Origin of the sequence: Nocardioides terrae (assembly GCF_900112345.1) — a bacterium.
Lineage (GTDB): Bacteria > Actinomycetota > Actinomycetes > Propionibacteriales > Nocardioidaceae > Nocardioides > Nocardioides terrae.
Genome location: NZ_FOLB01000013.1, coordinates 33,506 through 56,012 on the forward strand (window position 1 = coordinate 33,506; position 22,507 = coordinate 56,012).

22 protein-coding genes are annotated in these 22,507 nt (G+C 72.1%); 9 read left to right on the plus strand and 13 right to left on the minus strand.

What is annotated here, in order from left to right:
* Positions 1-66: 66 nt before the first annotated feature.
* Positions 67-1,431, minus strand: a complete 1,365-nt coding sequence (locus tag BM236_RS15960) for a GH1 family beta-glucosidase (RefSeq protein WP_091125826.1) — start codon at positions 1,429-1,431, stop codon at positions 67-69.
* An 80-nt stretch (positions 1,432-1,511) separates the two neighbouring features.
* Here BM236_RS15960 and BM236_RS15965 point away from each other — a divergent pair, with 80 nt between their 5' ends.
* The 3 genes from BM236_RS15965 to BM236_RS15975 all read left to right on the plus strand — a co-directional run bounded on the left by BM236_RS15965 (position 1,512) and on the right by BM236_RS15975 (position 4,431).
* On the plus strand, positions 1,512-2,537 hold the full coding sequence (locus BM236_RS15965) for a LacI family DNA-binding transcriptional regulator (protein ID WP_091125967.1): 1,026 nt from the start codon (positions 1,512-1,514) through the stop codon (positions 2,535-2,537).
* 51 nt (positions 2,538-2,588) lie between these two features.
* Complete coding sequence (locus tag BM236_RS15970) at positions 2,589-3,413, plus strand: family 16 glycosylhydrolase (protein WP_091125827.1); 825 nt, start codon at positions 2,589-2,591, stop codon at positions 3,411-3,413.
* Between the two features lie 70 nt (positions 3,414-3,483).
* Positions 3,484-4,431, plus strand: coding sequence for a hypothetical protein (locus tag BM236_RS15975; protein WP_091125832.1), 948 nt, complete (start codon positions 3,484-3,486; stop codon positions 4,429-4,431).
* Positions 4,432-4,450: 19 nt separating this feature from the next.
* Here BM236_RS15975 and trmB read toward each other — a convergent pair whose 3' ends face one another.
* The 7 genes from trmB to BM236_RS16010 form a co-directional block, all read right to left on the minus strand.
* A complete protein-coding gene (gene trmB / locus BM236_RS15980; RefSeq protein WP_091125834.1) occupies positions 4,451-5,239 on the minus strand; it encodes a tRNA (guanine(46)-N(7))-methyltransferase TrmB in 789 nt (262 codons plus the stop codon).
* A gap of 88 nt (positions 5,240-5,327) precedes the next feature.
* A complete protein-coding gene (gene tuf, locus BM236_RS15985) occupies positions 5,328-6,521 on the minus strand; it encodes an elongation factor Tu (RefSeq protein ID WP_091125836.1) in 1,194 nt (397 codons plus the stop codon).
* A 72-nt stretch (positions 6,522-6,593) separates the two neighbouring features.
* Positions 6,594-8,708 (minus strand): elongation factor G, encoded by a 2,115-nt coding sequence (gene fusA, locus BM236_RS15990; protein WP_091125839.1) that lies wholly within the window; start codon positions 8,706-8,708, stop codon positions 6,594-6,596.
* A gap of 74 nt (positions 8,709-8,782) precedes the next feature.
* Positions 8,783-9,253: a 30S ribosomal protein S7 gene (gene rpsG / locus BM236_RS15995; RefSeq protein WP_091125840.1), complete on the minus strand. Its 471-nt coding sequence runs from the start codon at positions 9,251-9,253 to the stop codon at positions 8,783-8,785.
* A 1-nt stretch (position 9,254) separates the two neighbouring features.
* Positions 9,255-9,626 (minus strand): 30S ribosomal protein S12, encoded by a 372-nt coding sequence (gene rpsL / locus BM236_RS16000; protein ID WP_091125843.1) that lies wholly within the window; start codon positions 9,624-9,626, stop codon positions 9,255-9,257.
* A 161-nt stretch (positions 9,627-9,787) separates the two neighbouring features.
* Positions 9,788-11,089, minus strand: coding sequence for an MFS transporter (locus BM236_RS16005; RefSeq protein WP_091125845.1), 1,302 nt, complete (start codon positions 11,087-11,089; stop codon positions 9,788-9,790).
* Positions 11,086-11,526, minus strand: coding sequence for a MarR family winged helix-turn-helix transcriptional regulator (locus BM236_RS16010; RefSeq protein ID WP_091125847.1), 441 nt, complete (start codon positions 11,524-11,526; stop codon positions 11,086-11,088). The genes BM236_RS16005 and BM236_RS16010 overlap by 4 nt, the downstream gene beginning before the upstream one ends.
* Positions 11,527-11,633: 107 nt before the next feature.
* Here BM236_RS16010 and BM236_RS16015 point away from each other — a divergent pair, with 107 nt between their 5' ends.
* Together BM236_RS16015 and BM236_RS16020 are read left to right on the plus strand one after the other, a co-directional pair.
* Positions 11,634-11,918, plus strand: coding sequence for a DUF2530 domain-containing protein (locus BM236_RS16015; protein ID WP_245750373.1), 285 nt, complete (start codon positions 11,634-11,636; stop codon positions 11,916-11,918).
* A complete protein-coding gene (locus BM236_RS16020; RefSeq protein ID WP_091125849.1) occupies positions 11,918-12,538 on the plus strand; it encodes a class I SAM-dependent methyltransferase in 621 nt (206 codons plus the stop codon). Before BM236_RS16015 ends, BM236_RS16020 begins: the two co-directional genes overlap by 1 nt.
* Before the next feature lie 8 nt (positions 12,539-12,546).
* On the opposite strand, the gene BM236_RS16025 is transcribed toward BM236_RS16020, so the two are convergent.
* Complete coding sequence (locus BM236_RS16025) at positions 12,547-13,335, minus strand: DUF3027 domain-containing protein (protein WP_091125972.1); 789 nt, start codon at positions 13,333-13,335, stop codon at positions 12,547-12,549.
* A gap of 92 nt (positions 13,336-13,427) precedes the next feature.
* Here BM236_RS16025 and BM236_RS16030 point away from each other — a divergent pair, with 92 nt between their 5' ends.
* A complete protein-coding gene (locus tag BM236_RS16030; RefSeq protein ID WP_245750374.1) occupies positions 13,428-14,876 on the plus strand; it encodes an MFS transporter in 1,449 nt (482 codons plus the stop codon).
* A gap of 19 nt (positions 14,877-14,895) precedes the next feature.
* Here BM236_RS16030 and BM236_RS19530 read toward each other — a convergent pair whose 3' ends face one another.
* Both BM236_RS19530 and BM236_RS16040 read right to left on the minus strand, forming a co-directional pair.
* Positions 14,896-15,294 carry a cold-shock protein gene (locus tag BM236_RS19530; protein ID WP_091125851.1) on the minus strand — a complete coding sequence of 133 codons (399 nt, stop codon included), beginning with the start codon at positions 15,292-15,294 and terminating at the stop codon, positions 14,896-14,898.
* Positions 15,295-15,359: 65 nt separating this feature from the next.
* Positions 15,360-16,007: an HAD family hydrolase gene (locus BM236_RS16040; protein WP_245750375.1), complete on the minus strand. Its 648-nt coding sequence runs from the start codon at positions 16,005-16,007 to the stop codon at positions 15,360-15,362.
* Positions 16,008-16,159: 152 nt separating this feature from the next.
* Between BM236_RS16040 and lepB the strand changes: the two genes are divergently transcribed.
* Positions 16,160-16,903 carry a signal peptidase I gene (gene lepB / locus BM236_RS16045; protein ID WP_091125855.1) on the plus strand — a complete coding sequence of 248 codons (744 nt, stop codon included), beginning with the start codon at positions 16,160-16,162 and terminating at the stop codon, positions 16,901-16,903.
* Positions 16,904-16,905: 2 nt separating this feature from the next.
* Here lepB and BM236_RS19535 read toward each other — a convergent pair whose 3' ends face one another.
* Positions 16,906-18,114 (minus strand): FHA domain-containing protein, encoded by a 1,209-nt coding sequence (locus tag BM236_RS19535; RefSeq protein WP_091125858.1) that lies wholly within the window; start codon positions 18,112-18,114, stop codon positions 16,906-16,908.
* 130 nt (positions 18,115-18,244) lie between these two features.
* Between BM236_RS19535 and BM236_RS16055 the strand changes: the two genes are divergently transcribed.
* Both BM236_RS16055 and BM236_RS16060 read left to right on the plus strand, forming a co-directional pair.
* A complete protein-coding gene (locus BM236_RS16055) occupies positions 18,245-20,485 on the plus strand; it encodes a helicase-associated domain-containing protein (RefSeq protein WP_091125860.1) in 2,241 nt (746 codons plus the stop codon).
* Between the two features lie 22 nt (positions 20,486-20,507).
* Complete coding sequence (locus tag BM236_RS16060) at positions 20,508-21,308, plus strand: crotonase/enoyl-CoA hydratase family protein (RefSeq protein WP_091125862.1); 801 nt, start codon at positions 20,508-20,510, stop codon at positions 21,306-21,308.
* Here the strand turns inward: BM236_RS16060 and BM236_RS16065 are convergent.
* Complete coding sequence (locus BM236_RS16065) at positions 21,295-22,482, minus strand: acyl-CoA dehydrogenase family protein (RefSeq protein WP_091125864.1); 1,188 nt, start codon at positions 22,480-22,482, stop codon at positions 21,295-21,297. The two genes, BM236_RS16060 and BM236_RS16065, sit on opposite strands and share 14 nt — an antisense overlap.
* Positions 22,483-22,507: the final 25 nt, after the last annotated feature.

Sequence of the window (22,507 nt, forward strand, 5' to 3'; positions counted from 1 at the left end):
GGACGTCCTGCGGACCGCCTGTCATGGCAGCCGGACCGCAGGACGTCCGCCCGGGTCACCCCGAGGTCAGGCGCCGGCGAGCCGCTGCTGGAGCCAGCGGTACGACGCCTTGGGGGTGCGGTCCTGGGTCTCGGCGTCGACGTGGACGATGCCGAAGCGCTTCGTGTAGCCCTCGGCCCACTCGAAGTTGTCGAGCAGCGTCCAGACGAAGTAGCCGCGCACGTCGGCACCGGACGCCCGGGCCCGCTCGGTCGCGGCGATGTGGTGCTCGAGGTAGGACCGACGGTCCTCGTCCTGGATGACGCCGTCCACGACGGTGTCGTCGGCGTAGGCGGCGCCGTTCTCGGTGACCACGATCGGCAGCCCGGTGCGCGCGTGGGTCTCGACGAGCAGCTCCTCGAGACCGGCCGGCTCGACCTCCCAGCCGATGTGGGTGCGCGGCTCGCGCACGTGGAAGGTGACCGGGTCGACGCCCGGGTAGGCGTCGGTCTCGGGGTGCCGCTCGCGCCCGTCGGGCGTCGGCGTCACGGGGCCGGGGCGGACCGGCGTGTAGTAGTTGACGCCGACCCAGTCGGCGCTCCCCCGGATCAGCGCGAGGTCACCCTCGCGGACCAGCTCGGCGTCGGCGAGCTCCGGCGCCACGCGCAGCAGCCCGCCGTCGTACGCGCCGTCGACCAGGGGGCCGAGCCACACCCGGTTGCGCACGGCGTCGACGCCGTCGGCCGCCTGCTCGGGGAGGCCGGGCTCGGGCCAGATCGGCGCCAGGTTGAGCACGACGCCGACGTCCTGGCTGCCGGCCTCGTGCAGCGCCTGAGCGGCCAGGCCGTGACCGAGCATGAGGTGGTGGGCGGCGCGGTGGGCCCGACCGCCCTCGCGACGGCCCGGTGCATGGACCCCTGCCGCGTAGCCGAGGTAGGCCGCGCACCACGGCTCGTTGAGCGTGGCCCAGACCGTGACCCGGTCACCGAGCCGGTCGTGCACGACCCGGGCGTAGTCGGCGAAGGCAGCGGCGGTGTCGCGCTCGAGCCAGCCGCCCTTGTCCTCGAGGACCTGGGGCAGGTCCCAGTGGTAGAACGTGCCGGTCGGGGTGACGCCACGCTCGAGGCAGGCGTCGACGAGACGGTCGTAGTAGTCGAGCCCACGGGTCTCCACGGCGCCGGTGCCCTCCGGCACGATGCGGGGCCAGGCGACCGAGAAGCGGTACCAGCCGACCCCGAGGTCTGCGGCGAGCGCGGCGTCCTCGGCGTAGCGGTGGTAGGAGTCGCACGCGATCGTGCCGTCCTTGCCGTCGCGGGTCGCACCGGGCCGGGCGGCGAAGGTGTCCCAGATGGAGAGGCCGCGCCCGTCCTCGCCGGTGGCGCCCTCGATCTGGTAGGACGCGGAGGCGGCCCCGAAGGCCAGTGTGGTGCCGTCGGGCAGGTGGGTCGTCATGCCCGCCAGCCTAGTGAGCGCGCCGGTCTTCGCCCCGGACCTCTCCCCGCACTCCACCGCGGACGCGAGGCGGTGTGACGATGGCCGGCATCAAGGACGTCGCCCGCGAGGTCTCGCTCTCCACCGCGACGGTGTCCCGCGCCCTGCGCGGGCTGCCGGGCGTCTCGGACGCCAACCGGCTGAAGGTGACCGACGCCGCCCGGCGGCTGGGCTACGTCCCCTCGCCCAGCGCGGTCGGGCTGGCCAGCGGGCAGACCCGCACGGTGGCCGTGATCGTCCCCCACGTGACCCGCTGGTTCTTCGGGGAGGTCGTCCAGGGCGCCGAGGAGGTGCTGCGTACGGCGGGCTACGACCTGCTGCTCTACAACCTGGCCGGGGAGCCGGCCGCTCGCCACCGCGTGTTCCACACCGACCTGCTGTCCAAGCGGGTGGACGCGGTCCTCGTGCTCGGTCTGCGACCGACCGAGGAGGAGCGGCGCCGGCTGGCCGGGCTGGGCCGCCCGGTGGCGATCGTCGGCGCTGCCGCTCCCGACCTCTTCAGCGTGAGCATCGACGACGAGCAGGCCGCCCGGATCGCGACCGGGCATCTGCTGGATCTCGGCCACACCCGCGTCGGCTACCTCGGCGGCTCACTCGACAGCCTCGACTTCGTCGCCCCGTCGGCCCGGCTCGCGGGCTACCGCGCCGCTTTGCGCGAGCGCGGGATCGAGCACCACCCGGAGCTCGAGGACGTCGGCGAGTTCACCGTCGCCGGCGGCCGCGCCGCCGCCGCCCGGCTGCTCGCCGGGCCGGATCGTCCGACCGCGATCTTCGCGGCGTCGGACGAGATGGCGATCGGGGTGCTCCGCGCCGCCCGCGAGCTGGGTCTCTCCGTCCCCTCCGACCTGTCGGTGGTCGGCATCGACGACCACGAGCTGGCCGGCTTCTTCGACCTCACGACGGTCGCCCAGCCCGTCCGCGAGCAGGGGCGGCGCGGTGCCGAGCGCGTGCTCGCCGAGCTGACCGGCGTACGGCCGCCCGAGTCGGAGGTGCTGCCGGTCGAGCTGGTCGTCCGAACCTCCACGGCCGCCCCCGCCTGCCCTTCGGCGGCCGGCCCCAGCGCGTAGCCGACGGCCGCGGACTCGATCCGACCGGGGCGCTCGGGCTAGGGTGCCGGGATGTTCAAGAAGCACCTGGTCGCCGCGGTGGCCGCTCTCGGGGTCGTTCTCGGCCTGTTCACGTCCGCCCAGCCCAGCGCGCAGGCCTCCTGTGGGCGCCCCAGCGGGTGCACGGCCTTCGAGCTGGTGCACGCCGGGGCGAGCTACGGCTGGTATCCCGCCCTGCACCGCTACGAGTTCATCGGCGGCCGCAAGGAGCCGCACGAGTGGCACCGGTCCGGCCCCGGCAAGCTCTACCAGCAGAACGGCATGCTGACGCTGGTCTCGCAGCAGGGCGTCACCCGCGACGTCCGGACGATCTGGACGGGCGTCGGCTACAGCGAGGGTCGCTGGGAGGTCCGGATGCGGACCGCCCGCGAGTCGAGCGGCAAGGCCGACCCCCGCGTCGTCCTCTCCCTCACCCCGACGAGGAAGAGCCAGCGGCACTGCCGCGGTCAGGACATCGACTTCCTCGACTACACGCCCAAGCGCGCCCACACGGCGAACCTCAACATCCACACCCTGCCCAACAACCGGTTCCACGCCGCCAAGACGCTCTCTCGCAAGGTGGGCGGCGACGAGTGGCACGAGTTCGCGGTCGAGGTCACCAAGACCCACGTCTCGTGGTTCATCGACGCCAAGGTCGTCCGCACCGAGCGTCGCCCGGCGGCGCTCTCCGGCGCCAAGCTGACCATGCAGGCCGCGCTGGTCACCGACCCGGGCAAGGCGATGAACAAGACGCGTCTGCAGCTCGACTGGGCGCGCTACTGGAACATGAAGAAGAAGTCCAAGAAGTCGATCGACGCACCGTCGACGACGGCCAAGCGGTTCGCTGCCGCCTGCTGAGCATCATCCGATCGGTCACTTTGCGGCCGTTCGCCGGACGGGCGAGGAGTCCCGTGCCTACCGTGGCGCGGTGATTCCTCGCCCGTTCCGCCTTCTCGGCCAGCTCCTCGCCTCGCTCACCCTGCTCGCGCTCGTCAGCACCCTCCTCCCCCAGTCGGCCAGCGCCCTCGGCGCCCCCGGCTCCTGCGGACGGCCGACGGGATGCAACCGCTACGAGCTGATCCACGCGGGGTCGACGTACGCCTGGTGGACGGGCCGCGTCATCCGGCACGAGTTCGAGACGACGGGCGAGCAGCTCTCCGACGCCGCCAACCCGGTCCCCGGCCCGTTCAGCCGTACCGGGACGCCGACCATGTGGGCGAAGCGGTACGGCACCCTCGAGACCCACATCGAGGAGCCGGCCGGCGACGTCGCCACGGACTGGAACCAGTCGCGCCGCTACGGCCGCTGGGAGGTCCGCTTCCGCAGCAGGACCGGTGACAACAGGCCGAAGACGCCGGCCGGGCTGCCGCCGTACGCCGTCAAGATCGAGCTGGTGCCGGGCGGCGCGCCCACGCGCTGCGCCCCGGAGTCGGTGGCGCTGGCGAGCTACACGCAGACGCCGGGCTCGCGGGCGACCGTCGGCCTGGACCGGCCGGGTCTGCACCGCAGCGCGGTCGCGGCCCCGTCCGGGCCGCTCTTCGACGTGAACGACTGGAACCCCACCCAGGACAGCCGCTACGGCGCCTGGCGCGTGTGGGCGGTCGAGGTCACCAAGAAGTCGGTCTCGTGGTTCCTCGACGGCCGCATCATCCGCCGGCTGCCCATCAAGAACGCCATGCGCGGACAGCGGCTGCACCTGCGGATCTCCTACCTGGGCACGCCCGGGTTCGTCCAGATGGACCCGCTCGTCACGCAGGTCGACTGGTTCCGCTACTACCCGCTGGGCCGCACGACCACCAAGAGGCGTCTCGTGCGCCAGCTGCGCCGCGCACCGCGGCCCGCCGCGACGGCCGGCTACGGCACCGTCGGTTGCTGATCACCGCCCCGCTCGAGACCTACTCGACCAGCGACCGGCGGTAGGCGAAGTCCGCGATCGCACGGCCTTCGGCGATGCCGCGGCGCTCGAACTTGGTGAGCGGCCGCTCCGTCCACCGGTCGACGGGGCCACCGGTGAGTGTCGGCTCCGTGGCCATCGCCTCGGCGATGTGCGCGGCGTAGTCGGCCCAGTCGGTCGCCAGCCGCCAGGTCCCGCCCTGGACGAGCCGTGAAGCGGCGGTGCCGACGAAGGGCTGGTTGACCAGACGCCGCTTGTGGTGGCGCTTCTTGTGCCACGGATCGGGGAAGAGCGTCCACAGCTCCGTGATCGAGCCGGGCGCGAAGAGCTCGGTGAGCGACCAGGCGGCGTCGACGGTGCAGAGACGCGCGTTCGACGCGCCGGCCGCCTCCAGTCGCGCGAGGGTGTCGGCCACCCCGGGAAGCCACACCTCGAAGGCCAGCACGTTGACGTCGGGGTGCGCTGCGGCGTACGACGCCGTGGTCTCACCGACGCCCGAGCCGATCTCGACGTAGAGCGGCGCCTGGCGTCCGAACCACGCGTCGTTGACGTCGAGCGGCGCCGAGATGCCGGCGACGGCGTCGGCGCCGAAGACCCAGGCGTCGGCGTGGCGCTCCCAGGCGCCGGCCTGCCGGGCGGTGAAGCGGCTGCCGCGGCGCGAGTAGGACAGCACCTCGCGCAGCGGGCGGCCGTCCTCCGTCAACCGGACGCCGGGCCGGCCCTCCGGGGAGCCGCCGGCGTTCTGCGCTCCCCGGCTGCGCGCCAGCTTGCCGTGCTTGTCGTCGGACATGGGTTCCATTCTGTCGTGACACGCAGAACGCCCCGGGCCGAGGCCCGGGGCGTTCTGGTGGTGCTGGGTGCGGGCTAGCCCGCGTGGATCACTTGGTGATCTTGGTGACCCGGCCCGCGCCGACGGTGCGGCCGCCCTCACGGATCGCGAACCGCAGGCCCTCGTCCATCGCGATGGGCTGGATGAGCTCGACCGACATCTCGGTGTTGTCACCCGGCATGACCATCTCGGTGCCCTCGGGGAGGGTCACGACGCCGGTCACGTCCGTCGTACGGAAGTAGAACTGCGGACGGTAGTTGTTGAAGAACGGCGTGTGACGGCCGCCCTCCTCCTTCGAGAGGATGTAGACCGAGGCCTCGAAGTTGGTGTGCGGGGTCGTGGTGCCCGGCTTGATGACGACCATGCCGCGCTCGACGTCCTCGCGCTTGGTGCCACGGAGGAGCAGACCGACGTTCTCGCCCGCCTGGCCCTCGTCGAGCAGCTTGCGGAACATCTCGACGCCGGTGACGGTCGACTTCTGCGAACCCTCGCGGATGCCGACGATCTCGACCTCCTCGCCGACCTTGACGATGCCGCGCTCGATGCGACCGGTGATGACGGTGCCACGACCGGTGATCGTGAAGACGTCCTCGACGGGCATGAGGAACGGCTTGTCCGTCTCACGCTCGGGGGTCGGGATGGCCTCGTCGACCGCGTTCATGAGCTCGAGGATCGAGTCGCCCCACTTGGCGTCGCCCTGCAGCGCCGGGAAGGCCGCCACGCGAACGACCGGGATGTCGTCGCCCGGGAACTCGTACTCGTTGAGGAGCTCGCGCACCTCCATCTCGACGAGCTCGATGAGCTCCTCGTCGTCGACCATGTCGCACTTGTTGAGCGCGACGACCAGGGCGGGGACGCCGACCTGGCGGGCGAGCAGCACGTGCTCGCGGGTCTGCGGCATGGGGCCGTCGGTGGCGGCGACCACGAGGATCGCGCCGTCCATCTGGGCGGCACCCGTGATCATGTTCTTGATGTAGTCCGCGTGACCCGGGCAGTCGACGTGCGCGTAGTGACGCGCCTCGGTCTGGTACTCGACGTGCGCGATGGAGATGGTGATACCGCGCTGGCGCTCCTCGGGAGCCTTGTCGATCTCGTCGAACGCCGAAGCGGCGTTCAGGTCCGGGTACTTGTCGTGCAGCACCTTCGTGATCGCAGCGGTAAGAGTGGTCTTACCGTGGTCGATGTGACCGATCGTTCCGATGTTGACGTGCGGCTTGGTCCGCTCGAACTTCGCCTTAGCCACTGGGGGCTCCTCCTGGTGTGTTTTGTTACGTGACTCGTACTGAGCTGAATGGTGCCGAGGGCCGTACGGCGATTACTCGCCGCGAGCCTTCTTGATGATCTCGTCGGCGATGTTCGTGGGAACCTCGGCGTACGAGTCGAACTCCATCGAGTACGACGCCTGACCGGAGGTCTTGGACCTCAGGTCGCCAACGTACCCGAACATCTCGGACAGCGGCACGAGGGCCTGGACGGCGATGTCGCCGAACCGCTCCTCCTGCGACCGGATCTGGCCCCGGCGGGAGTTGATGTCGCCGATGACGGTGCCCAGGAAGGTCTCCGGGGTCGTCACCTCCACGGCGAACACGGGCTCCAGCAGGCAGGGCCTCGCCTGGCGGGCGGCCTCCTTGAAGGCCTGGATGCCGGCGATCTTGAACGCGAGCTCGGAGGAGTCGACGTCGTGGTAGGCGCCGTCCTCCAGCGAGACCTTGACGTCGACCATCGGGTAGCCGGCGAGGACGCCGAACTCCATGGCCTCCTGAGCACCCTGGTCGACCGACGGGATGTACTCGCGCGGGACGCGACCGCCGGTGACGTTGTTGGAGAACTCGTAGCCCGCGCCGGTGTTGGTCTCGGGGTCGATGTTGGGCTCGATCGAGATGACGACCTTCGCGAACTGACCCGAACCACCGGTCTGCTTCTTGTGGGTGTAGCTGTGGTTCGCGACCCGCTGGCGGATCGTCTCGCGGTAGGCGACCTGCGGCTTGCCCACGGTCGCCTCGACCTTGAACTCGCGCTTCATGCGGTCGACGAGGATCTCCAGGTGGAGCTCGCCCATGCCCGCGATGATGGTCTGGCCGGTCTCCTCGTCGGTCTTCACGACGAAGGTCGGGTCCTCCTCGGCGAGACGCTGGATGGCGACGCCGAGCTTCTCCTGGTCGCTCTTGGTCTTGGGCTCGATCGCGACCTCGATCACCGGGGCCGGGAACGTCATCGACTCGAGGACGACCTGGTTGGAGGGGTCGCACAGGGTGTGACCGGTCTTGGTGTCCTTGAGGCCCATGACGGCCACGATCTGGCCGGCGCCGACCGACGCGATCTCCTCACGCTTGTTCGCGTGCATCTGGTAGACCTTGCCGATCCGCTCCTTCTTGCCGTTGACCGAGTTGACCACTGTCGCACCGGCCTCCAGCTTGCCGGAGTAGACACGGACGTAGATCAGCTTGCCCAGGTGCGGGTCGGAGGCGATCTTGAAGGCCAGGCCGGCGAAGGGCTCGTCGTCGCTGGGCTTGCGGGTGATCTCGACGGACTCGTCGTTCGGCTTGTGACCGACGATGCCCTCGACGTCGACGGGCGACGGGAGGTAGTCGTTCACGGCGTCGAGCAGGGGCTGGACGCCCTTGTTCTTGAACGCGGTGCCGGTCAGGACCGGGTTGACCTTGTCGGCGAGGGTCGCGCGACGGATGGCGGCCTTGAGGGTCGGCACGTCCAAGACGTCACCGTCCTCGAGGTAGACCTCCATGATCTCGTCGTCGGCCTCGGCGAGGGTCTCGATGAGCTTCTCGCGGTACTCGGCGGCCTTGTCGGCGAGGTCGGCCGGGATCTCCTCGACCGTGTAGTCCTCACCCATGGCGGTCTCGCCGCGCCACACCTTGGCGTGCATCTCGACCAGGTCGACGACGCCGATGAAGTCGGACTCCGCGCCGATCGGGATCTGCAGGACCAGCGGGGTGGAGTTCAGCCGCTCGATGATCGAGTCGACGACGCGGTAGAAGTCGGCACCGGTGCGGTCGAGCTTGTTGACGAAGCACATCCGCGGGACGGCGTACTTGTTGGCCTGGCGCCACACGGTCTGGGACTGCGGCTCGACGCCGGCGACACCGTCGAAGACGGCGACGGCGCCGTCGAGGACGCGCAGCGCGCGCTCGACCTCGACGGTGAAGTCGACGTGGCCCGGGGTGTCGATGATGTTGATCTGGTGGTTCTTCCACCAGCAGGTCGTCGCGGCCGACGTGATGGTGATGCCGCGCTCCTGCTCCTGCTCCATCCAGTCCATCGTGGCCGCGCCCTCGTGGACCTCACCGATCTTGTAGGTGATGCCGGTGTAGAACAGGATGCGCTCGGTGGTGGTGGTCTTACCGGCATCGATGTGCGCCATGATGCCGATGTTGCGGACGTTCTTCAGGTCCGTGGTGATGTCGACAGCCACTGTCTGCGATTTCCTTAGGAAGTAGGAGTAGGTGTGCGGAGGCGGTACGCCGCTCGGCGTACCGCCTCACGCGGTCACCAGCGGTAGTGCGCGAAGGCCTTGTTGGACTCGGCCATCTTGTGGGTGTCCTCGCGCTTCTTCACAGCGGCGCCGAGGCCGTTGCTCGCGTCGAGGATCTCGTTCTGCAGACGCTCGGCCATCGTCTTCTCGCGACGGTCCTGGGCGTAGCCGACCAGCCAGCGCAGCGCGAGCGTGGTGCCGCGCGTGCCCTTGACCTCGATCGGGACCTGGTAGGTCGCGCCACCGACACGGCGGGACTTGACCTCGATGGCCGGCTTGACGTTGTCCATGGCGCGCTTGAGCGTCAGGACCGGGTCGGTGCCGGTCTTCTCGCGGCAGCCCTCGAGCGCGGTGTAGACGATGCGCTGGGCGACCTGCTTCTTGCCGTCCTGGAGGACCTTCGACACCAGCTGGGTCACCAGCTGCGAGCCGTAGACCGGGTCGACGTCGATCGGGCGCTTGGGAGCGGGACCCTTACGAGGCATCTCACTTCTCCTTCTTGGCGCCGTAACGGCTCCGGGCTTGCTTGCGGTTCTTGACGCCCTGGGTGTCGAGGGTGCCGCGGATGATCTTGTAGCGGACGCCGGGCAGGTCCTTCACACGACCGCCGCGGACGAGCACGATGGAGTGCTCCTGAAGGTTGTGGCCAACACCGGGGATGTAAGCGGTGACCTCGACGCCGGAGCTCAGACGCACGCGGGCGACCTTGCGGAGGGCGGAGTTCGGCTTCTTCGGCGTGGTGGTGTAGACGCGGGTGCAGACGCCGCGGCGCTGCGGAGATCCCTTGAGGGCAGGCGTCTTGTTCTTCGACACCTTGTCCTCGCGGCCCTTGCGGACCAGCTGGTTAATGGTGGGCACCGGGTGGTTCCCCTTCTGTTCGACTCTCTCTCCGCAGCGCTCTGCCGTGGAGGGGTGGTGATGCTGTGCTCGGGTGGTGCTACCGTCCAGCCGTCGCCCCCGAGGTCGGGCGTGTCGCCCTGCTCCTGGGCGTGCCGCCTCCTCGAACCTGTCTTCGAGATCTAGCTGCGGGCACGCACGACGGTCTGGTCGTCCCAGACACGAGGACCAAGGTTACCGGTGGCCCCAGAGGGGGTCAAAACGCCGCCCGCACGGGTCAACCGGGCGTAGACCGCGATGGCCAGCACGGCGCCCAGGATCGTGAACCCGCCGCCCAGCCAGAGCGTCCACCGGGCGCCGAAGGTCTCGCCGACCCAGCCGACGACCGGGGCGCCGAGCGGGGTGCCGCCCTGGACCACCGTCATGTAGAGCGCCATCACCCGGCCGCGCATCAGCGGGTCGGACTCGAGCTGCATCGTCGCGTTGGCGGAGTTGAGCAGCGTCAGCGTGCAGAACCCGATGACCGGCGTGAAGATCGCGAAGAGCGCGTACGTCGGCAGGGAGCCCGCGACGACCTCGGCGACGCCGAACGCCAGCGACGCGATGACGAGCAGTCGCATCCGGATCCGGCCGCGCCGGGCCGCGAGCAGCGCCGCCGTGAGCGAGCCGATCGCGAGGGTCGAGCCGAGGATGCCGAACTCTCCGGCCCCCTTGCCGAAGACGTCGGTGGCCATCAGCGCGCTGGTGATCTGGAAGTTCATGCCGAAGGTGCCGGCGAAGAAGACGAGCACCAGCACGAAGAGCATCTTGGGCTGGCTGCGGACGTAGGCGACGCCCTCGCGCAGCGCGCCGGGGCCGCGGCCCCGCAGCTTCGGGGTGTTCAGCAGGGCGGGGTTCATCCGATGCAGCTGGCCGATCACGGCCAGATAGGAGAGCGCGTTGACGAGGAAGACAGCGCCGGTCGCCTCCTGCCCCGAGCCGAGGGCGCCGATCATCAGGCCGGCCAGCGCGGGCCCGACGAGGCGCGCGGCGTTGAAGCTGGCCGAGTTGAGGCCGACGGCGTTCTGCAGGTGGTCAGGCCCGACCATCTCGCTGACGAAGGACTGGCGGGCCGGCGAGTCGAAGGCCGCGCCGATGCCGAGGCCGACCGCACAGAGGTAGATCACCCAGAGCTGGCTGTGGCCGGTCAGCGCGACCACGGCCCCGAGGAGGGAGAAGAACCCCATCGTCGCCTGCGTGAGCTGGAGGAGGCGGCGCTTGGGCATCCGGTCGGCCACCACGCCGGCGTACGGCGTGAGGAGAAGGACCGGGAGGAACTGGAGCCCGGTCGTGATGCCCACCGCGGAGCCGCCACCGTCGAGAGGCCGGAGGACCAGCCAGTCCTGCGCGACGCGCATCATCCACGTGCCCGTGTTCGAGACGACGCTGCCGGCGAGGTAGAGCCGGTAGTTCGGGTTGCTCAGGGCACGGAAGGTGGGACTCAAGAGTTGCTGATCTTCTCCAGGATCGGGGCTGCGTCGCGGAGGACGGCACGTTCGGCTGCGGTGAGGGCGGCGAGCTGCTGGGCGAGCCAGGCGTCGCGGCGGGCGCGGTCGGCCTTGACGGTCACGCGGCCCTTGTCGGTGATGGCGACGATCACCTGGCGGCGGTCGGTCTCGCTCGGGCGGCGCTCGACGTAGCCGCCGTCGGCCAGGCAGTTCACGGTGCGCGTCATGCTCGGCGGCTGGACACGCTCGCGGGCGGCGAGCGCCCCCAGCGTCGCCTCGTCCGCGATGGACAGGGCGCCGAGGACGCCCATCTGCCCGATGCTCAGCTCGTTGCGCGGGTCGCGCTCGGCCACCAGACGGCGGTGCAGCCGCATCACCGATACCCGCAGCTGCGACGCCATGCCTGCGGCGGTGCTGCTCACGGTCGTCCTCATGTCGTTAGCATAACTCATTACCGGTGCTAACTATTCCTCGAGGCCGACCCCCTCTCCGAGCCTCGCCCGGCCCGATCGACCGCGCGCCGGGCGGGTACGTTGGGAGCGTGGAGGAGTACGACGAGCCCGCCGCCCACCGCATCGGCCGGAGGACCTACCTGATCGCCGACGTCGCCCCGCTCGACGTGGACGGCGTCCGGACGATCGCCGCCGGGACGGCGCTGTGGGCCCTGGCCTTCGTCGGTCTGCTGCCCTTCTACGGCCGGCTCGACGACTCCGGCCGGGTGTGGTGGCTGTGGACCTGCCTGGCCGGCTTCGGCCTCGGCCTCCTCGGGCTGGAGGTCTGCCGACGCCGCGCCCAGCGTGCCCACGAGGTGCGGGGGATCCGCTGATGGGCCGACCGACCCGCTGGGCGCTGGCCGCCACGGGCGTCACGCGCTACTCGACCACGTTCACCGACCTCGTCGCTCGCGGCGCCGACGTCGACGGCGAGGCGCGGCTGGCGGACGCCGTCGCACCTCGCGGAGCACGCATCCTCGACGCCGGCTCGGGGATGGGACGGGTGGCCGCCGCGCTCGCCGCCCGTGGTCATCAGGTGGTCGCCGCCGAGCCCGACCCGACGCTCGTGGAGCAGTCGCTCCGCACCTACCCCCACCTCCCGGTGGTCCCGCTCGACATCCTCTCGTTGACCCCGGAGGCACTGGCCTCCCGCGGCGGGCCCGCGGAGTTCGACGTGATCGTCTGCGTCGGCAACGTGATGATCTACCTCGCGGAGGACAGCGAGGTGGCGGTGCTGACCCGGCTGCGTGAGCTGCTCGCGCCGGGCGGGCGGATCCTCGTCGGTTTCCACCTCACCGACGGGCCGAGCACCGCGCGGGTCTACCCGCCCGACGAGTTCGTCGCCGACGCCACCGCCGCGGGGCTACGGGTCGACCTGCGGGCCGGGAGCTATGAGCTGCACCCCGCCAACGACGAGTACGCCGTCTGGCTGCTGTCGAGCACCGGCGACTGACGGCCGGGTCAGAAGGCTTCGAGCAGGTCGGTCGTCAGGTCGTCGACGACCGGCTCGGGGAGGGGCAGGGGCTCGTGCTTCTTGGCCAGCCGCACCTCGGAGTGGGCGCCACAACCGTGGTCCATGCTGACCACGCGGCCGTCGTCGTTCGCGTCACCGTTCGCGCAGACGCCGAAGCCGGCGCTCAGCGAGCCGCTGATGCGGAGCAGGAACCCGCAGGAGTAGCAGTGGTGCGGCGCCGCCTGGGCGATGGGCGCGGCCGGGCCGGCGAGGCCGGCGTACCAGCGCTGCGCAGCGAGGTCCAGGCCCTCGACGGAGAGGGTGCGCACGCGGCCGAGGCCGAGGTCCTCGGCGACCTGGCGGACCTGGGCCTTCGCGTCGGCGTCGAGCGGGTCGTCGCCGAAGGAGTACGTCGGCACGAGGCGCGGGTCCTCGTCGGAGACGGGCAGCAGGTCGCCGGGCGAGAGGTCGCCCGGCTCGATGCGGTCGCGGTAGGGCACCCAGGCCGGGGCGACGATCGCCTCGTCGCCCGGGATCAGCACGACCTCGTCGACCGTCGGCGCCTCGCCGGGGATCTGGGCGAGGGTGACCGACCAGTGCCAGCCGACGTACCCCGCCCGCTGGCAGGCGAACAGGTGCGTCACGACGGTGCCGCCGGGCTCGCCCTCGACGAGGTGGCCGAGGTGGGCGCCGACGTCGGCGCGACCGACCTCCTCGACCAGTGCCTTCCGCGCGGCGTCGATCGCACCGACGGCGGTCGGCTCGGTCCGGCTCGGCTGAGTGCTCACGGTCGCCATCTTCACGCATCGACCGCCGTCGTGTCAGTTCGGGGGTCGACACGTGCCCACCGGCTCGACCACCGCCCAGGCGGAACGGGCAGGATGGAGGGGTGACGGCTCAGCACGACGAGGACGAGCGCGGGCGCGGCCCGGACGAGGGCGCGCAGGCGGGGTCGGGCCGCTCCGCGGGCAGGACGTTCGCACGGGGGGCCGGCCGGACGGCGCGGGGCACGGCGCGGGGCATGGGCGCGACCGCGCGCGGCGTCGGGCGGTTCGGTCGGTTCGCCGTCGGCCAGGCCCGGCGGGCCGCCGACGCGCAGGGGGCCGGCGAGTCAGGGCTCAACCGACTCATCGAGATGCACGCCTTCAACACCGCCGGCGACGCCGCGGTGGCGATCTCGCTGGCCGGGTCGCTCTTCTTCCAGGTGCCCTCCGGTGACGGTTCGTCCTCGCGCGAGTCCGTCGCCTTGTTCCTCGGCCTGACGATGCTCCCCTTCGCGATCGTCGCACCGCTCATCGGACCCTTCCTCGACCGCTTCTCCCACGGCCGCCGCTGGGCGATCGGGGCGACGATGGCGGTCCGCGCGTTCCTCTGCTGGGTGCTGGCCGGCGCCCTGCCCGACCAGTCGCCGCTGATGTTCCCCGCGGCGCTGGGCGTGCTGGTCGCGTCGAAGGCGTACGGCGTCACGCGCGCCGCCGCGGTCCCGCGCCTGCTCCCCCGCGACTTCACCCTGGTCAAGGCCAACGGACGCGTCTCGATGGCCGGCATCGTCGGCGTCACGGTCGCAGCGCCGATCGCCGGGCTCGCCTCGCTCGCAGGTCCCGAGTGGGTCCTGCGCTGGGCCTTCGTGCTCTTCGTCATCGCGACGATCGCCGCGATCCGCCTGCCGGCCAAGGTCGACTCCAGCGCCGGCGAGGGCACGATGGGCTTCCGCGACGGCGAGACGAGCGGCGGCGGTATGCGGATGCGGATGCCGGCCGGGGTGTCCTACGCGCTGCGCGCGAACTGCGCGCCGAAGTGGCTCTACGGCTTCCTGCTGATGTTCATGGCGTTCCTGCTGCAGGAGCACCCGCTGCACGGCTGGTCGTCCACGGTGCTGCTCGCGATCGTCGCGGGTGGCGCAGGGCTCGGCAACTTCCTCGGGGTCGTCGCCGCGTCCCTGGTCCGCCGGATCCGGCCGGCCATCGCGGTGTCGGCGGTGATGGTGGCCGATGCGGTGGTCGCGCTCCTGGCGGCGCTCTTCTACTCGGTCCCGCTGCTGGCGATCCTCGGACTGGTCGCCGGCCTGGGTCAGGCGCTGGCGAAGTTCTCCCTCGACTCCTCGATCCAGGAGCACGTCCCCGGGTCAGTGCAGGCCTCGGCGTTCGCCCGGTCCGACACGACCCTCCAGCTCGCCTGGGTGATGGGCGGGTTCGTCGGCATCGCCCTGCCGCTGCACGCGCGGCTGGGGCTCGGCGTCGCGTGTGCGGTGCTGACCGCCTGGACGGCGTACGTGCTGGTGACGCGGCCGCGTCGCAGCGGCGGCATGGCTCCCGCCGCCGCGCAGGGGTCACCGTGACCTTTGGCGAAGGGGCGGGTCAGAGCTCGAACTCGTCGGCCAGCGCGCGCAGGGCGGGGCTGACCTTCTTCGCCAGCTCACGGGTCGGCGGGCGACCATGCTCGTAGCCCTCGCGGATGTCCTCGAGGAGCTTGATGACGTTCTCGACGATGAGGGTCATCTCCTCGGGGTTGCGCCGCTTGGCAACCGCCCGGTTCTTCGCGACCGACGGCGGGGCGTCGAGGATGCGGAGCTGCAGCGCCTGGTCGCCTCGGCGGCCCTGGGCGATGCCGAACTCCACCCGGGTCCCGGCCTTGAGCGTCTTCGCCGCACCCTCGGGGAGTGCGTCGGCGTGGACGTAGACATCGGGGCCGTCCTCCTGGGACAGGAAGCCGAAGCCCTTCTCCGCGTCGAACCACTTCACCTTGCCAGTGGGCACCGGACTGACCTCTTCTTGCTCGCGAGACATGGATCCCCGGCGAGTCGTCGCCGGGCCGAGGAAGCCTAGCCGAGGGATGTCGGCCGGCGCTCGGCCGTTCCGGCCAGGTGGTCCTCGAGCCAGGCGGGGAAGTCGCGGAGGTCGTCGAGGACGACGTGCGTCCCGGCCGCCTCCAGGTCGGCGCGCGTGGACCCGCCGGTCAGGACCGACACGCTGAGCGCGCCGGCGGCGAGGGCGCCCTCCACGTCGTGGACGTGGTCGCCGACGTAGATGCTGGCGCCCTCACGGCGCAGGACGTCGGCCTTGCCGACGCCCCACACCCACCCCTCGAGGTGGTCGATGTCGAAGCCGATGTGGTCGACGTGGAGCTGGGCGTTGGCCGGGAACTTGCCGGTGACCACGATGACGCGGCCGCCGTGGCGGCGTACGGCTGCGATCGCGTCGTGCGCCCCGGCGAGCGCGGGCACGTTGGCGATGGCGTGGTCGGGGTAGAGCGCGCGGAAGCGGTCGCCGGCGGCGATCACCCGGTCAGCGGGCAGGTAGGGCTCCAGCATCACCTCCAGCGGCGGCCCGAGGCGTGACGTCAGCTGCTCGACGGGCAGCTCCACGCCGAACTCGACGGCGACGGCGGTCAGCACGTCGCGGAAGCCCGGCACGGTGTCGATGAGGGTCATGTCGAGGTCGAACCCCACCGCCAGCTGTCCCTCGCTCACGGGGTCGATCGTAGACGGCGGCGCCGACGGCTCCAGGTCGGGAGTACGCCGGCTCCTGCCACCAGCAGCAGCGCGGCCGTGACCTCGCGCCACCGGTCCTGGCTCGTGCCGTCCGGTCAACGGCATCACCAGTCCACGGATAAGGTCCGGTCGTGACCACTGACGAGCGGACGGACCGCACCGCGACGACCAACGGCTCGTGGAAGGTCATCCGCGAGACGGTCATCCTCCTCGTCGTCGCCATCGGGCTGGCCGTGGTCGTCAAGACCTTCTTCGTGCAGGCGTTCTACATCCCCTCCGGCTCGATGGAGCCGGGGCTCGTGGTCAACGACCGGATCATGGTCGAGAAGCCGTCGTACTGGAACGGCGGTCCGCAGCGCGGCGACGTGGTCGTCTTCGCCGACCCCGGCGACTGGCTCGACGACGACGAGGATGCCGGTCCGACGGGCCTCGTCGGCCGTGGGCTCGCCAAGATCGGTCTCTACCCCTCGGGCGGCCACCTGGTGAAGCGCGTCATCGGCGTCGCGGGCGACAAGATCGTGTGCTGCGACAAGGACGGGCGCATCACCGTCAACGGCACGCCGCTGGCCGAGGACTCCTTCATCGACCCGCAGGACGACTGCGACGGGCCGATGGCCGGTTGCGCGGGCTGGTCGGCGACGGTGCCGGCCGGCAGGCTCTTCGTGATGGGCGACAACCGGGACCAGTCGGCCGACAGCTCCTTCCACCTCTGCACCGACGACGACGGGCCGAGCTGCGACAAGGACGACGCCTTCGTGTCGACCGACCTCGTCGTCGGCAAGGTCGTGGCGCTGGTCTGGCCGCTCGGTCGCGCCCACGTCCTGCACCGGCCGGACGGGTTCGACGACGTCGCCGACCCGGCGAAGAAGGACTGATCTCAGATCTTGGCGACCCTGATGGTGAGGCCGTCGCCGAGGTCGATGAGGGCACCTGACTCGAGCACGACGGGTACGCCGGGCCGCAGCTCCTCGGGGCGCTGACCGGGCTGGATGAGCAGCGTGCCGTTGGTCGAGCCGAGGTCGGTGACCACGGCGCTGCCGTGGTCGGCACCCGTCCCGGGGCGGACCTCGACGTGGGTGGAGGAGATCTCCGAGTGGGGGCTGGGCACCGCGACCAGGGTCGGCTCCTCGTCGGCCGGGAACCGTCCGGCGTCAGGGGCCCGGCCGATCACGACGAGCCCGTCGACGTCGACCTCGGCGCCGCTGGAGAACGACAGGTGCGCGACGGGGGCGGGGTGGTCCCACGACTCCTCCGGCTCAGGGGCGGCCTCGGGCTCGGGCTCGTGGAGCGGGAGCAGGTCCTCAGGCACCACGCTGATCTGCTCGGTCACCTCGTCGTCCCAGCCGGCGGGAGCCGGCGCAGCAGGGGGAGCCGGCGGCGGTGGCGGGAACGAGGGAGCCGGCGGGATCGACGGCGGCGGCAGCGTCGGTACCGGCGGGAGCGGCGGGACCGGGGCGGGCGGCGTCGGCGGGGTCCAGGTCGGCGGACCGCCCAGCACGTCGTGGTCGGCGGAAGCGTCGTCCTCGACCGGTGAGACGTCGTCGTCGAGGTGGATCTCGTCGGTGAGCGGGTCGGGCACGAGCTCGAGCCGCGGGGCCGGCGGCGGGGTGAGGGGCGGCGGCGGAGGCGTGGTCGGTCCGGCGGGAGCGGCGGCGACCGGGGTCTCCATGCCGGCCACCCGAACCAGACCGGCGGCGACGGTCAGGCGCGGACCGGACCCGGCCTCGCCCGGCAGCGCCACCGAGAGGTGGCTGACCTCGTGCAGCACGCGCTCGACCCACATCGAGCCGCCGGACCCCTCGACGTGGACGGTGCCCTCGGCCGCCTCGAAGGTGGCGGTCGCGTCGCCGCGGATCACCACCCGGGTGTTGTCGTCGTCGCTGGCCAGCAGCACGAAGCCGGGCAGCGTGGACAGCCCACCGGCGACCAGGGCGTCGAGCACGACGTCGAAGCCGGCGCCGTCATCGACGAGCACCCACAGCGCGCCGGCCCGGTCCTTCTCGGTTCCCGGCAGCAGAACGGTGGCGTGCTCGCCCACGATGCCGAACCAGCCCCCCGGCTGGTAGGCGAAGGTCCGATCAGTCACGGGGCCATCCCACCACACTTCACCCGGCGCGGTCCCGCGGTGGAACGAGTGTCGGCGGCGCGGGCGCGCCCGGGCGTGCGCTCGGGCGGCCCGGGGACCGCGCCACTGGGTCGCCACTAATCTGGGCGGGATGAGCACAGGCAGCGGGTACCGATCGCTCGCCGACCAGCTGCGCGCCTGGCCGGACGAGCGGCTGTCCGGCCTCCTCCGCGCCCGGCCGGACCTCGCCTCACCGGCTCCGCAGGACTCCGGTCAGCTCGCGTCGCGGGCGGCCACCCGCGCCTCGCTGCTGCGCGCCCTGGACCAGCTCAGCCGACCCGAGCTGGCCGTCCTCGACGCCGCGGTGGTGCTGCAGAACGCCACGCCCGCGCAGATCGAGGCGGCCGTCCACGCCGGGACCGCGACGGTCGAGGCCGCGCTCGAGCGGCTGCTCGGCCTCGCCCTCGTCTGGGAGTCGCACGCCGGGCTGCGGGCGCTGACCGGTGTCGCCGAGGCGCTCGGACCGGTCAGCGGGCTGCGTCCGTCGACGGGGCGTGCGCCAGCCGACGCACGCACGTCGGTGGCGGAGCTCTCCGACGCCGCGCGGGCCATGCTCGAGCACGTCGTGGACGCGGGCGGCGAGGCGGTCAGCAGCGCGCGGACGACGGTCTCGGTCTCCGAGGCGGCCACCCCCGCGGAGGAGCTGATCGCCCGCGGGCTCCTCCTCCCCCGCGCCGGCGGACCGATGATCGTGCCGGGCGAGGCCGGCATCGCCGTGCGCGGACACACGACGAAGGAGCCGGTGGACGTCGCTCCGGAGGTGCCTACCTCGCCGCGCTCCCAGGCGCTGGTGGACAAGGTGGCGGCGGGTGCCGCCTTCGAGGCCGTACGCCGCACCGAGCTGCTCGTCGACGGCTGGGGCGCCGAGCCGCCGGCCGCGCTGAGGTCCGGCGGGCTGGGCGTCCGGGACCTGCGCTCGACCGCGGCGCGGCTCCACGTGGACGAGCCGACCGCCGCCCTGCTGGTCGAGGTCGCCCACGAGGCCGGCCTGATCACCACCGCTGCCGATCTCGACGGCAACCCCGCCTGGCTGCCGAGCGACCTCATCGACTTCTGGTCGACCCAGCCCGTCGCCGAGCGCTGGCTGGTGCTCGCCCGCGCCTGGCTCGACAGCGAGCGCACCCCCACCCTGGTCGGCCAGCGTGACCCGGCGGGCAAGGCCTTCAACGCACTCGTGCCGGAGCTCGTGAGCCCGATGATCCGGGAGACGCGGCGGATGACGCTGGCCGAGCTGGCCCTCCTGCCGGACGGCGAGGTGCTCGCCTCGGGCACGGGGGTGCCCGGTCTGGTCGCCCGCCTGGCCTGGGTGCGGCCGCGCCGGCCGCGGCAGCGCACCGACCAGGTCGTGCACGTCCTGACCGAGGCGGCGGCGCTCGGCGTGACGGGGCTCGAGGGGCTGGCGTCGTACGCACGGGTCCTGCTGGACCGCGGTGACGCCGAGCCGGTGCTCGCGGCGCTCCTGCCCGACCCGGTCGACCACGTGTTGCTCCAAGCCGACCTCACCGCCGTCGCGCCGGGCCCGCTGGAGCCGACCCTCGGCCGCAACCTGCAGCTGATCGCCGACGTCGAGTCACGAGGAGGCGCGACCGTCTACCGCTTCACGCCGGCGTCGGTGCGGCGGGCCCTCGACGCCGGCTGGAGCGCCGCCGAGGTGCACGCGTTCCTCGCATCGGTCTCGCGGACCCCGGTCCCGCAGCCGCTCTCCTACCTCGTCGACGACGCGGCCCGGACCTTCGGCTCGATCCGGGTCGGGCACGCCGAGGCGTTCCTGCGCGCGGACGACGAGACGGCGCTGACCGAGCTGCTCCACCATCCCCGCGCGACGACCCTCGGGCTGCGGCGGATCGCGCCGACGGTGCTGATCTCGACCACCCCGCTCGACGTCCTGCTCCCCCGGCTGCGCGAGCTCGGTGTCGCCCCGGTCGTCGAAGCCGCCGACGGCACCATCCACGTCGCGCGGCCGGACCAGCTCCGCGCACGGACGCCCGCAGCACGACGTACGGCGGCCGCCGGTGCGCGCGACTCGGCCCGGGTGGCCGCGGTGGTCCGCGCGATCCGGGCCGGCGACGAGGTCAGCGCGACCCGGCCCACCAGCGGCGTCCTGCAGCTCACCCCTGCCGATGCCCTCGCGGCGCTGCGCGAGGCGGTCGAGACGGCGACGCCGGTCGCGATCACGTACGTCGACAACCACGGCACCCTCGCCGACCGGATCGTCTCTCCGCTGCGCGTGGAGGGCGGCCAGCTGGTCGCCGTGGACCGGCGCTCGGAGGACACCCGCTCCTTCGCCGTGCACCGGATCCGCGACGTGCGGCCGGTTCCGACCCAGCGGTGACCCAGCAACTAGGGTCGCCGCCATGGCCGAACCGCTGCTGATCGCCCGCGACGGGCACGTCGAGACCTGGACCCTCAACCTCCCCGAGCGACGCAACCCGATCTCCGACCTCCCGATGGTGGAGGCGCTCGAGGACGCGGCGACCCGGGTGGCGTCCGACGTGTCGGTGCGGGCGGTGATCCTCACCGGAGCGGGCCCGGCGTTCTCCTCCGGCGGCGACGTGAAGGCGATGGCGCAGCGGTCGGGGATGTTCGGCGGCAGCGGTGCGGAGATCGCCGACGGCTACCGCCGCGGCATCCAGCGCATCCCGCGCGCGCTCTTCCACTGCCCCGTCCCGCTGATCGCGGCCGTCAACGGGCCGGCGGTCGGGGCCGGCTGCGACCTCACCCTGATGTGCGACCTGCGGATCGCCTCGACCACCGCGTTCTTCGCCGAGTCGTTCGTCAAGGTCGGCCTCATCCCCGGTGACGGCGGCGCCTTCCTGCTGCCGCGCGTCGTCGGGGCGGCGCGTGCCGCCGAGATGGCGCTGACCGGCGACCGGATCGGCGCCGAGCAGGCACTGGAGTGGGGGTTGGTCTCCCGGATCGTCGAGCCCGAGGACCTCCTCCCGACCGCCCGCGAGCTCGCCGACCGGATCGCGGCCAACCCGCCGGTCGCCGTGCGAGCCGGGAAGCAGCTGATCCGCGAAGCCGCCGGGCTCTCGCTCGACGAGGTGCTCGACAAGTCCGCCGACGTGCAGTCGATGATGCACCAGACGCTCGACCACGCCGAGGCGGTCGCGGCGTTCGTGGAGAAGCGCGAGCCGCGGTTCACCGGGGAGTAGCGGACCTCACCAGTGCGCCGCCGATGATGAGCCGCTGGATCTCGCTGGTGCCCTCGTAGAGCCGCAGCAGCCGGACGTCGCGGTAGATCCGCTCGACGGGCACCTCGCGGATGTAGCCGGTGCCGCCGTGCACCTGGACGCCGAGGTCGGCGACGCGGCCCGCCATCTCGCTGCAGAACAGCTTGGCCACCGACGGGGCGGTGCGGTCGCCGTCGAGCCAGTAGCGGCGGGCGCAGTCCCGCACCAGCGCCTGGCCGGCCAGGACCCCCGTCTGCATGTCGGCGAGGTGCGCCTGGACGAGCTGGAAGGAGCCGATCGGGTTCCCGCCCTGGGTGGCGCCGGCGGCGTACGCCACCGACTCGTCGAGCGCGCGGCGTGCCAGGCCCACGCCGAGCGCCGCGATGTGCAGCCGTCCACGCGACAGGGACGCCATGGCGGCGCGGTAGCCGTCGGCCTCCGAGCCGCCGACGAGCGCCGCGGCGGGCAGGCGTACGTCGGTGAAGGTCACGTCCGCGGTCCAGGCGCCCTCCTGGCCCATCTTCTTGTCCTTCGGGCCGACCTCGACGCCGGGTGTCGACGCCGGCACGAGGAAGACGGCGATCCCCGGGTCGTCGGGCGTCGCCTCGCGGGTGCGGGCGAAGGTGACGAAGAGGTCGGCGATCGGGGCGTTGGTGATGAACCGCTTGCCGCCGTCGATCATCCAGTCGGCGTCCTCACCGGCGCCGTCCCGACGGGCCCGCGTGCGCAGCCCGGCGGGGTTGGACCCGGCCCCCTCCTCGGTGAGCGCGAAGGAGGCGACCACCTCACCGGAGGCGATCCGGGGCAGCCACTCCTCGCGCTGCTCGTCGGTCCCGTAGCCGACCAGCACCTGGCCCGCGATGCCGTTGTTGGTCCCGATCATCGACCGGACCGCGACCGAGGTGTAGCCGAGCTCCATCGCGATCTCGACCTCCTGCAGCCCATCCAGGCCCAGCCCACCCCAGCGCTGGGGCAGGGCGAAACCGAAGAGGCCGAGGTCGGCCACCGCGGCGCGCAGGTCGTCGGGGATCCGGTCGCCCGTCATGATCTCGTTCTCCCGCGGCAGCACCTTGGTGCGCAGGAACTCGCGGGTCGTGGCCAGGATCTCGGCGAAGTCCTCGCCGTCCACCTCGGGCTGGTGCGTGGGGGTGCTCATGGGCGCGACCGTACCCTTGTCTGCC

Bases quoted from the DNA above. Each gene is read 5' to 3' on its own strand.
- BM236_RS15960 (WP_091125826.1), bottom strand. From the start codon at position 1,431: ATGACGACCCACCTGCCCGACGGCACCACACTGGCCTTCGGGGCCGCC.
- BM236_RS15965 (WP_091125967.1), top strand. From the start codon at position 1,512: ATGGCCGGCATCAAGGACGTCGCCCGCGAGGTCTCGCTCTCCACCGCG.
- BM236_RS15970 (WP_091125827.1), top strand. From the start codon at position 2,589: ATGTTCAAGAAGCACCTGGTCGCCGCGGTGGCCGCTCTCGGGGTCGTT.
- trmB (WP_091125834.1), bottom strand. From the start codon at position 5,239: ATGTCCGACGACAAGCACGGCAAGCTGGCGCGCAGCCGGGGAGCGCAG.
- rpsG (WP_091125840.1), bottom strand. From the start codon at position 9,253: ATGCCTCGTAAGGGTCCCGCTCCCAAGCGCCCGATCGACGTCGACCCG.
- BM236_RS16010 (WP_091125847.1), bottom strand. From the start codon at position 11,526: ATGAGGACGACCGTGAGCAGCACCGCCGCAGGCATGGCGTCGCAGCTG.
- BM236_RS16020 (WP_091125849.1), top strand. From the start codon at position 11,918: ATGGGCCGACCGACCCGCTGGGCGCTGGCCGCCACGGGCGTCACGCGC.
- BM236_RS16025 (WP_091125972.1), bottom strand. From the start codon at position 13,335: ATGGCGACCGTGAGCACTCAGCCGAGCCGGACCGAGCCGACCGCCGTC.
- BM236_RS16055 (WP_091125860.1), top strand. From the start codon at position 18,245: ATGAGCACAGGCAGCGGGTACCGATCGCTCGCCGACCAGCTGCGCGCC.
- BM236_RS16060 (WP_091125862.1), top strand. From the start codon at position 20,508: ATGGCCGAACCGCTGCTGATCGCCCGCGACGGGCACGTCGAGACCTGG.
- BM236_RS16065 (WP_091125864.1), bottom strand. From the start codon at position 22,482: ATGAGCACCCCCACGCACCAGCCCGAGGTGGACGGCGAGGACTTCGCC.